Annotated in this window: 15 protein-coding genes; 9 read left to right on the forward strand and 6 right to left on the reverse strand. The window is 33.2% G+C overall.

The annotated features are described in order from the left end of the window. Window positions 1-164: 164 nt before the first annotated feature. Window positions 165-533 (reverse strand): winged helix-turn-helix transcriptional regulator, encoded by a 369-nt coding sequence (locus BUB80_RS11125; protein WP_228433779.1) that lies wholly within the window; start codon window positions 531-533, stop codon window positions 165-167. A 79-nt stretch (window positions 534-612) separates the two neighbouring features. Between BUB80_RS11125 and BUB80_RS11130 the strand changes: the two genes are divergently transcribed. The 7 genes from BUB80_RS11130 to BUB80_RS11160 all read left to right on the forward strand — a co-directional run bounded on the left by BUB80_RS11130 (window position 613) and on the right by BUB80_RS11160 (window position 6,385). Continuing rightward, window positions 613-1,359, forward strand: a complete 747-nt coding sequence (locus BUB80_RS11130; RefSeq protein WP_073293003.1) for an SDR family oxidoreductase — start codon at window positions 613-615, stop codon at window positions 1,357-1,359. A gap of 179 nt (window positions 1,360-1,538) precedes the next feature. Then, window positions 1,539-2,522: a heme-binding domain-containing protein gene (locus BUB80_RS11135; RefSeq protein ID WP_073293004.1), complete on the forward strand. Its 984-nt coding sequence runs from the start codon at window positions 1,539-1,541 to the stop codon at window positions 2,520-2,522. Beyond that, window positions 2,522-2,962, forward strand: a complete 441-nt coding sequence (locus BUB80_RS11140) for a hypothetical protein (protein ID WP_073293005.1) — start codon at window positions 2,522-2,524, stop codon at window positions 2,960-2,962. Before BUB80_RS11135 ends, BUB80_RS11140 begins: the two co-directional genes overlap by 1 nt. A gap of 154 nt (window positions 2,963-3,116) precedes the next feature. After that, complete coding sequence (locus BUB80_RS11145; RefSeq protein WP_073293006.1) at window positions 3,117-4,133, forward strand: sensor histidine kinase; 1,017 nt, start codon at window positions 3,117-3,119, stop codon at window positions 4,131-4,133. Next, window positions 4,114-4,881 (forward strand): LytR/AlgR family response regulator transcription factor, encoded by a 768-nt coding sequence (locus BUB80_RS11150; protein ID WP_073293007.1) that lies wholly within the window; start codon window positions 4,114-4,116, stop codon window positions 4,879-4,881. Before BUB80_RS11145 ends, BUB80_RS11150 begins: the two co-directional genes overlap by 20 nt. Before the next feature lie 117 nt (window positions 4,882-4,998). After that, window positions 4,999-5,772, forward strand: a complete 774-nt coding sequence (locus tag BUB80_RS11155) for a DUF1223 domain-containing protein (protein ID WP_073293008.1) — start codon at window positions 4,999-5,001, stop codon at window positions 5,770-5,772. A 220-nt stretch (window positions 5,773-5,992) separates the two neighbouring features. Further along, complete coding sequence (locus BUB80_RS11160; protein WP_073293009.1) at window positions 5,993-6,385, forward strand: DoxX family protein; 393 nt, start codon at window positions 5,993-5,995, stop codon at window positions 6,383-6,385. A gap of 280 nt (window positions 6,386-6,665) precedes the next feature. Here BUB80_RS11160 and BUB80_RS11165 read toward each other — a convergent pair whose 3' ends face one another. The 4 genes from BUB80_RS11165 to BUB80_RS11180 all read right to left on the reverse strand — a co-directional run bounded on the left by BUB80_RS11165 (window position 6,666) and on the right by BUB80_RS11180 (window position 10,222). Continuing rightward, a complete protein-coding gene (locus BUB80_RS11165; RefSeq protein WP_073293010.1) occupies window positions 6,666-7,658 on the reverse strand; it encodes an MBL fold metallo-hydrolase in 993 nt (330 codons plus the stop codon). Window positions 7,659-7,676: 18 nt separating this feature from the next. Beyond that, window positions 7,677-8,678, reverse strand: a complete 1,002-nt coding sequence (locus tag BUB80_RS11170; RefSeq protein WP_073293011.1) for an aldo/keto reductase — start codon at window positions 8,676-8,678, stop codon at window positions 7,677-7,679. Between the two features lie 88 nt (window positions 8,679-8,766). Beyond that, entirely contained in the window at window positions 8,767-9,672 is a 906-nt protein-coding gene (locus tag BUB80_RS11175) for a helix-turn-helix domain-containing protein (RefSeq protein ID WP_073293012.1), read from the reverse strand. Between the two features lie 112 nt (window positions 9,673-9,784). After that, window positions 9,785-10,222, reverse strand: a complete 438-nt coding sequence (locus BUB80_RS11180) for a hypothetical protein (RefSeq protein ID WP_073293013.1) — start codon at window positions 10,220-10,222, stop codon at window positions 9,785-9,787. Window positions 10,223-10,496: 274 nt separating this feature from the next. On the opposite strand from BUB80_RS11180, the gene BUB80_RS11185 reads away from it, so the two are divergent. After that, on the forward strand, window positions 10,497-10,784 hold the full coding sequence (locus BUB80_RS11185) for a GNAT family N-acetyltransferase (RefSeq protein ID WP_073293014.1): 288 nt from the start codon (window positions 10,497-10,499) through the stop codon (window positions 10,782-10,784). A 1-nt stretch (window position 10,785) separates the two neighbouring features. On the opposite strand, the gene BUB80_RS11190 is transcribed toward BUB80_RS11185, so the two are convergent. After that, a complete protein-coding gene (locus BUB80_RS11190) occupies window positions 10,786-11,883 on the reverse strand; it encodes an MBL fold metallo-hydrolase (RefSeq protein WP_073293015.1) in 1,098 nt (365 codons plus the stop codon). A gap of 172 nt (window positions 11,884-12,055) precedes the next feature. Between BUB80_RS11190 and BUB80_RS11195 the strand changes: the two genes are divergently transcribed. Continuing rightward, on the forward strand, window positions 12,056-13,552 hold the full coding sequence (locus tag BUB80_RS11195) for a S41 family peptidase (RefSeq protein WP_073293016.1): 1,497 nt from the start codon (window positions 12,056-12,058) through the stop codon (window positions 13,550-13,552). Window positions 13,553-13,587: the final 35 nt, after the last annotated feature.

A 13,587-nucleotide genomic window follows, 5' to 3' on the forward strand; every position in this document is an offset into this window, starting at 1 on the left:
GATTCACTGTTAAATATACAAAAAAACAACCAGTAAAACAAACTAAATTAACTGAAAATCAATATATTAAAGCCTTAACTTAATGACATTGGGCTAAAGCCCGTTCCTATTGATACGATAAAGTCATTAAAAAATTGTGTTATTAGTGAAGGATATTTGTGTCATTAGTGTTTAAAACTATCCTCCACAATCACCCTCCTGTGCTCCCTACCCCAATTAATCATTTCACTAATGATCTTCCCGAAAGTTCGGCAGTATTCTGTTGGAACGTATTCAATTAAAACAGGGGTATCGGGGTAAACATTTCGTTTTACCAACTTATTCATCTCCATATCTTTTAACTCTTTTGAAAGCATTCTTGTGGTGATTCCAGGAATACTTCTTTCAATCTCACGAAAACGTTTATTGCCATTACAAATAGCATTAATAACAGGAATTCTCCATTTTCCACCAATAAAATAAAGGGTGTCTTGCAGTGCTCTAAGCTCTTCGGTTTGATCTCTTTCCATATCTGTAAATTTACGTGATATCATTGATGATAGTGATATACTCTGTGATACTGGTTACAAAAGTATATCAATTTGAAATAACTTTGTGAAAAATTTAAAAGTAATGACAAAGTTTAACAACAAATTAGCCATCGTAACAGGTGGAAATAGTGGAATTGGTTATGCCACAGCAAAAGAATTAATCTCTGAAGGAGCAAAAGTAATTATCACAGGAAGACGAAAAGAAGCTATAGAAAAAGCAGCTGAAGAATTGGGAGCCATCCCGTTTGTTGCAGATCAGGCCAATCTTAATGATATTGATTCTTTGAAAAAGGAAATAGAAAATCAATATGGAAAAGTTGACATTCTATTTATCAATGCAGGAATTACAGGAGGCTTAATTTCTATCGAAAACATGGATGTTGAAAATTTTGACAATGTAATGAATATCAATTTTCGAGGAGCATACTTTACTTTAAGTACATTCATTCCGCTTTTGAATGAAGGAGCATCGATAGTATTTTTATCATCAATTGTTGCTTCTACTTATAAACCCAACAGTTCAGTTTATCAAGCAAGTAAAGCAGCCCTAAATTCCATTGCAAAAACAGCCGCTGCAGAATTAGCACCTAAAAAAATAAGAGTAAATATGGTAAGTCCGGGTCCTACCAAAACAGAAATTATGAACAAAGCAGGTTTAGATGAAGCCACATTAAGCGGATTGACAGATTATTTAATCAATGAAATTCCATTAAAGAAAATGGGAACAGCAGAAGATGTCGCAAAATTGGTTGTTTATCTTTCTGATCATACTATTGCTAGCTTTATCACAGGGACAGAAATCATTGTTGATGGTGGAATGGTGCTGTAAGATGAAATAATGGAAGCTGGAGAAAGGAAAATTCTATGAATGACCAAACCTCCAACTTCCTTCTTTTTTTTAATCCTCAAAAATTCCATTTTCACCTTTTGATTTGTCCGTTTCACTTGGTTTTACATTTCAAAAATCCCTGTAAGCATCTACTTTTGAGCCATAAAAAATAACATAATATGGACTCAGTAAACAAAAAAAGAAAAGTAAAACCTATAGCTCTCGTATTTTTGCTGATTATAGGACTATTTACCGCTCTACAGCTTTTCAACCAACCTTTAGAAGGGAAACCTGTTACAAAAAAAATCGAAGCACCGCGTGAAGTTCTTGCCATCTTAGAGAACTCCTGTTTTAATTGCCATTCAAATCAGTCCAATTTAAGTTGGTATGATAAAATTGCTCCAATTTCCTGGGCCGTCAATAAAGATGTAAAAAGAGCGAGAGAAGTTCTCAACTTTTCAGAATGGAATTATTCTGCAGGTGAACATCAGGGCAAAATGTACGCTATTTTAAACATGATGCAAAGTGGAAAAATGCCCCTCCATGAATATACCCTACTCCATCCTTCTGCAAAAATCACGACAAAAGATATAGAAACGATTAGAAAATATACGCTTTCGCTATCAAGTATAGTTCCTCTAAAAAAAGAAGGAAAAGATATTCATCAAAATATTGAAATTTCAAAAAATAATACTCCATCAAAATTTCCAACTTCGCCAAACGGAGTACAATATACAGATGATTATAAAAATTGGAAAGTCATTAGCATGAGTACACTTTTTGACCAATCAGTTCGTGTAATTTATGGAAATGACATTGCTGTAAAAGCCATTGAAACAGAAAACTTTCATCCTTGGCCTAATGGAAGCATTATTGTAAAATCTGTTTGGAAACAAGAAAAATTAGATGATGGAGAAGTAAGAGCAGGAGAATTTGTGAATGCTCAATTTATGGTTAAAGATTCAGAAAAATATACAGATACGGAAGGTTGGGGATTTGCAAAATTTTCTGGAACAGAACTACATCCCACAGGAAAAACAGCATCATTCGCCAAAGAATCCTGCATTGCCTGTCACCGTCAACTCGCCGAAAAAACGGGATATCTTTTCGATGTTCCCATGAAAGTAAATACAGAAAGATTAATCAAAAACCTTCAGAAATAATGAAAAAAGTACTCTTCATCACCCTATCAATCTGCGCTTTGTTCACTGCATGTAAAATCGATGAGCCCGATAAAGATTTAAAACGTATTGTTTTTGATCCGGGAAATTTGAAATTTATTTCTACATCATTAAATACAAAGAAAGAAACATCATCTGCTTTGTATGGAAATCAGGAAGCTTTAGCCTCATTATCAAGTGAAAATAATCAACCAAAAATTGGTTCTATTATAAAATTAGTCACTTGGAAATACCATGATAATCCACAATATATCGGAGGAACGATTACAGGTGAATTATTAAGTGTAGAAACCGTTCAGACCGATAAAAACGGAAGAGTTTCTTATCAAATACAAAAGACTTCAAAAACTGAAAACATTCCACCCAATCAAGAAGAAAGAATACAGTATATCATGAGTTATAAGCCAGTTGTAAGGCCTTAATAATTGTTTAGTGAATGGTGAATTTTGCTTCGCTTGTGAATAGTCAACCTAAAAGACTCCAACGATTCACAAGCGAAGCAAATTCAATATTGACAATTCACAAAACTCTCAGTTAAAAATATTAATTTAACCTTTTTAAAATGAAATCCCTTTCATGCAACAACAAAAAATAAAAATATCACAGGCTGTCATTTGGGTAAGTTCCTTATTTTTAGGAATATTATCCTCTATTCCGCAATTGGCATCCCATGATTTTAACTTGAAAGAAGCTATTGTTAATTCAGCGATAACATCGGCATTTTCAGTGATTATGTGGTACCTCAACATATATATGCTGAATCGGAATTCAGGGAAAAGAAGACAGAATATTTCTTACTCAAGATTAATGATTGTCTTGGCTTTCGGGATGGTTGTGATGTTTGGTTTAGCCTGGATTCAACAATTGATATTATCTCATATTAATTTTGGTCCAACGATGTTGATGATCGAGGTTCGAGGGATTTTAATCAACCTTGTTTGCTATATGTTTTTAACGTTGCTTCAAAATAATTATGCAGGACAGCAAGTTCAGCTCGAATTAGAGAAAGTAAAAAGTGACAATTTAGGCGCTCAATATGAATTATTAAAACAACAGGTTAATCCGCATTTTCTTTTTAACAGTTTAAACACTTTGAAATCAATGGTTGAGACTCATGATTTGGAGTCTGTTGATTTCATCATGAAGCTATCTGATTTTTATAGATTCACTTTAGAAAGCAGAAAATTAGATCTTATTACCGTTCATGAAGAAATGAACATTTTAGATTCGTATCTTTTTCTTCAAAAAGCACGTTTTGGTGAAGGAATTACATTTACCAATGAATTGAATAACGAAGTGTTGAAAACATTAATTCCGCCTTTTACCTTACAATTATTGGTTGAAAATTGTATCAAACATAATATCGTTTCACAAAGCAAACCTTTACATATTAAGATCTATAATTCTGAAGATAAAATCATTATTGAGAACCCCATTCAGCATAAAATGATTCCTGAAGATTCTTTGGGAGTTGGCTTAAATAATGTCAATATGCGTTACAAACATCTGTTAGAAAAAGAGATCGACATTCTTGATGACCAGAAAATTTTCCAAATAAAACTACCTTTTATCCATGAATATAATCATTATTGAAGATGAATTCCGAGCAGCGAAATCACTTCAAAATTTATTGTTAGAATTAAAGCCAGATGCCAAGATCATTGATGTTTACGACAGCATTGAAACCAGCGTTGAAGCTTTATCCAAAGGAATTAAAGCTGATTTGATCTTTATGGACATTCAACTTTCAGACGGACTTTCGTTTGAAATTTTCAAGCAGGTAGAAATTACCTGTCCGGTAATATTTTGTACTGCTTTTGACCAATATATGCTGGATGCTTTTAAAAGTAAAGGCGTAGATTATATTTTAAAACCATTTTCGCGAGACGATATTGCCGAAGCCTTAAAAAAAGTAGACGAATTAAAGAAGTTTTTTCAAAAAAATGAATTGCCGGAATTGGAAGCGCTTCTACAAAAAATCAATCAGCCACAATCGGCTGGTAAAAGCAGTTTTTTAGTTTTTAAAAATCAAAAATATACAACGATTCCCATAGAAAACATTGCTTATTTCTATATTCATAATGAAATCACGCACCTTATGACCTTTGATAAACAGCAATTCCAGCTGAGTCAAACATTGGGTCAAGTGGCAGAACAGGTTTCTCCAAAACAATTTTTCAGGGTTAACCGACAATACATCATAAATTTCACTGCTATTAAGGAAATGGAGCATTATTTTCAACGAAAGATTCTCGTTAAGCTAACCGTTGAAACTCCAGAACAACTCTTAATTAATAAAGAAAAATCGCATAGTTTTTTCACTTGGTTAGAAGATCGTTAATACTTAAAAAAATTCAATTTAATATTTTCAAGGTTCACCTTACAATTTGTCTGGTTGAACCTTTTTTGTATTCTTTTGCCTTTAAAAGGTATCTACTTTTGAATCAAATTAAAAGAAATGATACTGAAAAACTTAATAGGAACAGCCGCTTTTGTAGCACTCATGTTCATCATCTCCGCTTTCGTTTATAAGAATAAAACTGAAGAACCTCATCAAAATTTATCTTCTAAAAACAATGGTTTTGCCGTTCTGGAATTATTTACCTCAGAAGGCTGCTCAAGCTGTCCGCCTGCGGATGCTTTGATGGGCGAAATCGAAAAAGAGTACAAAGACAAACCTGTTTACATTTTATCTTATCATGTTGATTACTGGAACCATCTAGGCTGGAAAGATAAATTCAGCAGTGCAGAAAACTCTCAACGTCAACAGCAATACAGCCGTACGCTACGGTCTCAGATTTATACTCCACAATTGGTTATCAATGGAAAAAAGGAATTGGTAGGCTCAGACCAAAATGCAGTGGAAAGTGCGATTCAAAATGCTTTTTCTAATTCAAATAATGCCAAAATAGATATGGAAGTAAAGGTTCTTTCAAAAGAAATTACCGTCAATTATAAAATTGCGGAAACCAATCCTCAGCATCAATTACTGATTACTTTAGTTGAGAAAAAATCATCCTCCAATGTAATGAAGGGTGAAAATGAAGGACGCCATTTACAACACTGGCAGATTGCTCATCAACAAAATCAAATTTCATTAAAAAGTATGTCAGAAGGAGCGACCAGTTTTCCGTTACCTCAAAATTTCAATCCTAATGACTGGGAAGTGATTGGATTAATTCAGAATACAAAATCTGGCGAAATTTTAGGTTCTGCTAAAGTTTTATTTTAAACTAAATTTTTCAAGTTAAACGCAAAGACGCAAAGTTTCTTTAAACAGTTTATGCTTTTAAGGCGCAAGGATTTTATCTGCGATAAAATTGATTGTGGAAAATAACAATTTAATTAAAAATCGATGATTTTCTTGCGTCTTAAAACATTCTATTATTAATTATTCTTTGCGCCTTTGCGATTAACCAAATTAAAAAATCAACAACTAAAAACAAATAAAAATGACAACAAAAACAACAAAAATCATCTATTGGTCAGGCGCAATCTTTATGTCTCTTTGGTTTGGAGCGAGTGGCTTTTTTGAACTGACAAAAAATCCCGTAGTTTGGGACATCACACTTCAGTTGGGCTATCCATCTCATTTCATCTATATTCTTGGTGTGTTTAAGCTAGCAGGAATCATCGTTCTTTTACTTCCAAACAGATTATTAAGAATGAAAGAATGGGTTTTTGCAGGAATGTTTTTCGATATTATTTTTGCCTTCTTTTCGAAAATTGCAGTTCTCGGATTTGCTTCAACCATTGATACGATCGTGGCATTTACTGTGCTTTCAATAACTTACCTGTTATTTAGAAAGATTTATGCTCAGAAATTAATTTTTGAAAAAATTTAAAGTAAATATAAATTTCATCCGTCTTTGATATTGCACAACGATACGTAACAGTATCAACTTTTCTTATGTTAAAATAAATCCTCCCAGCAATGAGAGGATTTATTGTTTTTATAATGGGTTGAAAATTTAAGTATTTTTATTTGAACCATTAAGAAAACTTAAGAAGTTAAGTTTAATTAAGATAAATCATTTTGATTTTTTAAGCTAAAAAACATAGTCTAAAAGCTAAATATTCTTAACGACTTAAATAAAAACTTAATGGTTAAAGAAACTTTCACTTTTAATTCATAAAAGCTTCCGGAAACCATTCAAAGGCGTTCCCTTTCTTTTTGCTAAAACCTAATCCCGGCCAAGGCAAATGATAGGCAAAAGCTCTGGTTTTGGTTTCTGCCAGTTGCTGAAGCAGCTTTTTACGCGATGCAATTGCAATATCAAGATCGGTATCCCCGAAATATCCCCAATCCGGATGCGGAAAAAGAATGACATCAGAATGAATTAAATCTGCGATATAAAGTAGCTTTTCATTCCCTGAAGAAATCGTCATAACCGTTAAGCCTGGTGTATGCCCGGGAGCCAATTGAAAACTAAAATGTTCATATAAATTGGTGTTGAGATCATAGAACTTCAATTTGGTTTGAATGGTTTTCAATACCCCCTGAATCCCCGGAATAATTTGATTAAGAACGTTAGGTACTGTTTTCAATATACTGTTGTCGAAATCTTTAATCGTTGCCTGCATCCAAAAATCATTTTCAACCTTTGAAATGAAAATATTAGCGTTCGGAAAAACCAATTTGTTTTGTTTATCTACGACTCCACCAATATGGTCAGGATGTGCATGAGAAAGGAAAATATCTGTAATATCTTTGGGCGAAAAACCTGCTTTTTGAAGGCTTTTCAATAAAAACCCTGTTCTCTCGTCAGCGAAAATCCCCATTCCTGTATCCAATAAAATCAATTTATTCTTTGTTTTTACCAGCAATACATTCATCGCCATATCAACATATTCATCAGATCGGAAGTTATCTTTAAGAATTGCTTTTAGTTCTAAAACATTTCCTCTTGGCGCAAAAGATTCCAAATTTTTCTCATGAATAAATCCATCCGTTAAAATGAATAAATCAAGTTCTCCTAATTTTATTTTTTTGCATCCTGAAAAATCATCTTCAAGATTCAATGGTCTTTCTTTCATCGTTGCCAACGCATTGGAAAACGGAAGCACACTCAATGTTCCAGCCAATAATCCGGTTTTTAAAAGTTCTCTTCTGTTCATGGTTTACATGGTGTTTTTTTAATTATTCACCAACTTCATAGAACCTTCACTGTACCTTTCTCCAATATTTGGATATTTTTTCAGGATAGCATCAATAGTTTCAAGATCAGATGAAGAAAGCTCAATATTGGTTGCAGCAATATTTTCTTCTAAATATTTGATTCGTTTTGTTCCCGGAATCGGAATAATATCTTCCCCTTGATTCAGAACCCAAGCCAATGCCAATTGAGTACCTTTTACTCCTTTAGATTCAGCAAGGTCATTGAATTCTTTGGCTAAATTTTTATTATTTTCTAAACTTTCACTTTGGTAACGAGGCAGCGATTTTCTGAAATCATCATCTCCAAAGTTTTGAACTTCATTAATATTAGCAAAAAGGCCTCTTGCCAAAGGTGAATAAGGAACCAACGTAATTCCAAGTTCTTTGATGGTAGATAAAATTTCTTTCTCTACATCTCTTGTCAAAATAGAATATTCTGACTGTAAAGCGGTAATTGGATGGATTTTATGAGCTTTTCTAATCGATTCCGGAGAAGCTTCCGATAAACCAAGATATTTCACTTTACCTGCTTTCACAAGATCTGCCATGGCTCCAACTGTTTCTTCAACAGGAATATTTGGGTCAACTCTGTGTGCATAGTAAAGATCTATTTCGTCAATCTTTAATCTTTGAAGACTTAGATCAACTGCTTTTTTGATCCATTCCGGAGAACCATCGAAATACGTTCCGGGAGCTCCGCTGTGGCTTGCTTTTCCATCTTTAAACCTAAATCCAAATTTTGTTGCGATGAAGATCTTATCACGATTCGGAACCAATACTTTCGAGATCAATTTTTCATTTTCTCCATTCGCATACATATCCGCTGTATCCCAAAAATTAACTCCAAGATCCAACGCTTTATGCAAGGTATTGATACTTTCCTGCTCGTCTGCGGGTCCATACGCAAAGCTCATTCCCATACAACCTAATCCTATTGCAGATAACTGCTCTCCTGTGTTTCCTAATTTTCTGAATTTCATAATTGATTGTGATTTTAAATTATAAGAACAAAATTAGAACAAGAACTTGTACTGTATGATATAGAATTCAAACTAAGAATTATAAAAATCAAACAAGACTATTTCTGAGTGTGTTTGGAGTAAGTCCGGTCTGCTTTTTAAAATAATTGGTAAAATAAGCAGGTTCTTCAAAGCCTAGTCCATACGCAATCTCAGAGATATTCCAGTCTGTGTGCTGTAATAAAGCATTGGCTTCCTGAATGATCCTTGACGCAATCTGCTGACTTGTTGTTTTACCCGTAATCTCTTTTACAGAACGATTGAGAGAATTCACATGAATAGAAAGACTTGCTGCATAATCAGTAGGCGTTTTGAGTTTAAGATACGCTTCCGGGCTATCAATTGGAAACTGTCTTTCAAGCAATTCTATAAATAAAGAAGCAACTCTTTGTGAGGCATTTTGATAATGTTCAAAATTTTCAGCAGGGTTTATTTTCATCGTTTCATGAACCAGAAGATGAAGATAAGCACGAAGCATATCATACTTATGTATATAATCAGACTGAATTTCAACCATCATTTTTTGAAAAATATCAGAAACTGACTTTTGCTGTTCTTCATCAACAAAGAAAATCGGCGTTCCTCCAATTTTAAAAAGCTGAGAGTCCTGAAGATTGCCCAAACGGTTTCCATTTTGTAAAAACTGATCCGAGAAAAGACAAAACCAACCTGTTTGATCCTCATCATCAGCTTCCCATGAATAAGGAACTACAGGATTTGAAAACAATAATGCAGGCCTGTCAACATGAATCCATTTGTCAGCATAATGAAGTTTTCCTTTTCCGATGATTAATGAAATTTTATAATAATCGCGTCTGCTGTATGGCGTAATCAATGAACAATCGTCTCGGCTAAAGACATTAAAATGCCCTATTCCCGGAGTTGTAATATCTTTAAAAGTGATATTATTTACATTACGTTCGTAAAACTCGCTTATCGTTTCTGGTGTTTCCATGAATCAAAGTTATAAAATTCAAACAAGATATAATTACAATTAATTCAATAAAAAATGACTGATCTTGCGACCAGCCAAATTTAAAAAAATTGAATATATAGTTGATAATAGGTTAATGTCTGTGACCTCTTCCGTTGTCAGGTCTATCGTCTTGTCTATAATCTTGAGATTTTTTATCCATGTGTTTGTATCTCTTGTCGTTATTTTTATTACGGTTATATACGGCGGTAGGATTTTGACCTTTGTAATATTTCGTTTTAAATTTTTCATATTTTTCTCTTCCTAAAATCCTTTCTATTTCAGCATATCTATCATCTTTCCATCTGTTTGGATTGTTTACATATACCTTATTCCAAGAATTGTAGTCGTGATACCTGTCATTAAGTGAGTATAGCTGATTTGCCTGTGTTTTAGACAATACCAAATCTGCAACTACGTTCTGCCAATTGACCTCACTTACACTTCTTCTATAATCATTATAATAATCTGACTGGGCATAGCTTATAGTAAATGTCCCTACAAAAAATGCGGCTAACAATATCTTTTTCATTTCGTTTTACTTTAATTACAATACTATTCTCAATTAAAATGCCAAATCAATACAACATCTTCCCAATCTTTGTTAAATATTTCACAAATCGCGGATGGATGCTGGTTTTTAATATTTTAATTTAAACACTAATATCACTAATAAATTTTTCACAAATTACACGAATACCTGCGCTTTTTGTATTTTAGTTTCATTTTAAATTTGTAATTTTAAAGTAGATTATTTTGAAATAATACTCAAATTAATCATTTATTCAACCTAAATCTCAATCATTATGGAAAATATAAAATTTGAAATATCTCCCTATCAAGATGAGTTGCAGCTCTTAATTGATGATAAAAAAGCAGGCTATATGTCCATAAAAATTGACGGAAGACTCTTAATTGTTTATTATACCAAACTTAATGAAGAGCACGAAGGACATGGATATGCCAAATTATTATTGGATAACCTGGTACATTACGCCGAAGAAAAAGACCTATTGGTAGATCCTGAATGTGATTTTGTGAGAAAGCAGTTTGAAAATCATCCCGCAAGATATAAAGATATTTGGCACGCCTAAATTAATCTTCCCACCATACTTTAAATTGATTGTCGGCTTTATTTAAGTCAACGGTCTCACCAATAATTGGGGTAAGAATATGTAGATTTTTTTCTTTTCCGAGGCTGGTAATCTTTTGCAAAGGCTCATTCCATGCATGAAGTGCCAATGCAAATTTTGAAGAGTGAACCGGAATTACATTCTTGGCTTTTAAGTCTAAACATGCCTGTACTACATCTTCCGGCAATCCGTGAATGTATTTCCAGGCTTCGTTGTACTGCCCGTTTTCAATAATAACATAGTCAAATGGTCCATATTTCTCACCAATCATTTTAAAGTGGGTATCATAACCGCTATCACCTCCTAGAAATATTTTCTTAGTCGGAGTTTCCAATACATAGGAAGTCCAAAGTGTTCCGTTTCTTTTCACATTCCTTCCAGAGAAATGCCTTGCAGGTGTAAAAGTTATTTTCAGATTATTTTTCAAATCAAAAGAAGCTCCCCATTCATCTTCAATGATCTGCTCTTCTTTATATCCCCATCTTTCAAGATGCGCACCTACCCCTAACGGCAGAATAACCTTTCCTACTCTATCTTTTATAGATTTTACTGTAGGATAATCAAGATGATCAAAATGGTCATGGGTAATCACCAAGTAATCAATACTCGGAATATCTTCAGGTTTAAAAATATCCGAACCAGCAAAAGCTTTGTTGAAAAATTTGAAAGGCGAACCATATTTGCTAAGCACTGGATCGATCAAAAAAGAGACCCCGTCAATCTGAATATAATAAGATGAATGCCCTAACCAAATGTAAACATCTTCATCTTTTGGAATATTTTTAAGATCTGTATGAACAGAAGGAACAGGCTTTAACGGCTTTAATAAAGGATCTTTTTTAGCAAAAAAGAAATCATACAATACGGTTGTCATTCCATAACCCTCCGTAATAGACGGTGTATAACTGATATTTTGGAATTGCTTGTTCTTGTATAGTTTAGATTGTTTCACGCGCTCCAATCTCTTGCCTTTAGGCGCTTCCCCAAAAACTTCCTGTCCGGTTACTATAAAATAGGCTGCTACTAACAGTAAGATTATCGTAATAATTGTATAGATCATTTTCTAAAAAATAGGTTTCAAATGTATGACTTTAATCTTACATGACGACTCAAAAGCATTTATCCTTTATTTTTAACTAAAATTATAATCTCTTCTGAATAATTTATTAGTCATTTGGCGAATGAATGATAAGAAACTATTTAATTTAGCCGATTGAAAAAACTCAGACACTTTGAAAAATTATTCGCTATTGTTATCTACTATTGTGTTGGCTTCCTGCTCTTCTTTAAGGAAAAACCAGCAGAAGACTCATTATATTCCACCAGAGAAGCTTAAGCAAGATGTAGATTTCGCTTATTACAAGCTTAAAAAGATGCATCCGAGACTCTATCAATATATTTCAAAACAAGATCTGGATTATAAAATAGACAGTTTAAAACAAACTATTCATCAACCACTTACCCCAACCCAATTTTATTTTAAACTACAACCCGTTATTACAAGCATAAGACAAGGGCATCTTTCTCTTCAGTCTCCGAATGTTCTTTCTAAAGATGATTTATCGAAAATAAAAAAACGTTTGTTTATGCGATTTAGGTATCGTATTCAGGATAATCATTTATATATTGTACAGAATAGAGACTCTTTATATCATATTAAACCAGGAACAGAAGTCATCAGCATCAATGATATTCCGGTGTCTCTTTATATCGAAAAATATAAAAAATTAATAAGCAGTGATGGTTTCAATACTACTTTTCAGCCTTATTATCTTAAAGATATGTTTTTTCATTTTTACACGTTGGAAAACGGACTGCTGGATAGCGCAAAAATTGAAACTTTATATGATCATAAAAAGCAGACGTACATTGTAGAGCGAGAAAAAGAACAGGTGGTATGCATTGAAAAACCAGATAACAGTCATTCAGCAGATAACAATCCATACAACAGGAATTTTAGATTTTTAGGTGAAAATAATTCAGTTGCTTATTTGAAGATCAAAAAATTTTCACATTCTCCTTCCGACCCTTTTTATAAAAATACTTTTGCTGAAATTAAAGATGCTAAAACATCCTACCTTATCATCGATATCCGTAACAATTATGGGGGCTCTCTGGAAGAAATCAATGATCTGTATTCTTATTTGACGACTCAATCTTTTATATTAATAAAACCGTCAGAGCTTAGCTCGAGCATGACTCCGCTGCAAACCAATTATTTTAAGAGAACCAGTGCTTTAGAATATGCTATCAAAGGAATGACTTATCCAACCTATATTTTTCTTAAAGCTCTAAACACTTACAAAGGAAAAGACGGTAAATCTTATTATAAAATAAAAGCAGATCATGTAACTCAACCTAATAAAAATGCTTTCCAAGGAAAGATATTTGTTTTGGTGAACGGAGGAAGTTTTTCATCCTCATCTATTTTAAGTTCTAAATTAAAATATGACAGACGAGCCACTTTAGTAGGTGAAGAAACAGGCGGTGCCAATGACGGAAGTGTGGCAGGATTTTATTCTTATCAGGTACTACCCAACTCAAGACTTACTTTACCGATAGGTTTACTTCTTGTTAACCCAAACATTGCCCTTTCTTATTCTCAAAAAGGAGTTATTCCTAATATGATCATTCCCGAAACGCTTCAGGATATTATTGATAAAAAAGATCCGCAGCTGGATTGGGTGAAAAATGAAATTGCAAAAGAACAGGAGTATTTATCAAAATGATATTTTTTGAATTCTCAATTTAATATTTACACCTA

Source organism: Chryseobacterium polytrichastri, from assembly GCF_900142445.1.
Lineage (GTDB): Bacteria > Bacteroidota > Bacteroidia > Flavobacteriales > Weeksellaceae > Chryseobacterium > Chryseobacterium polytrichastri.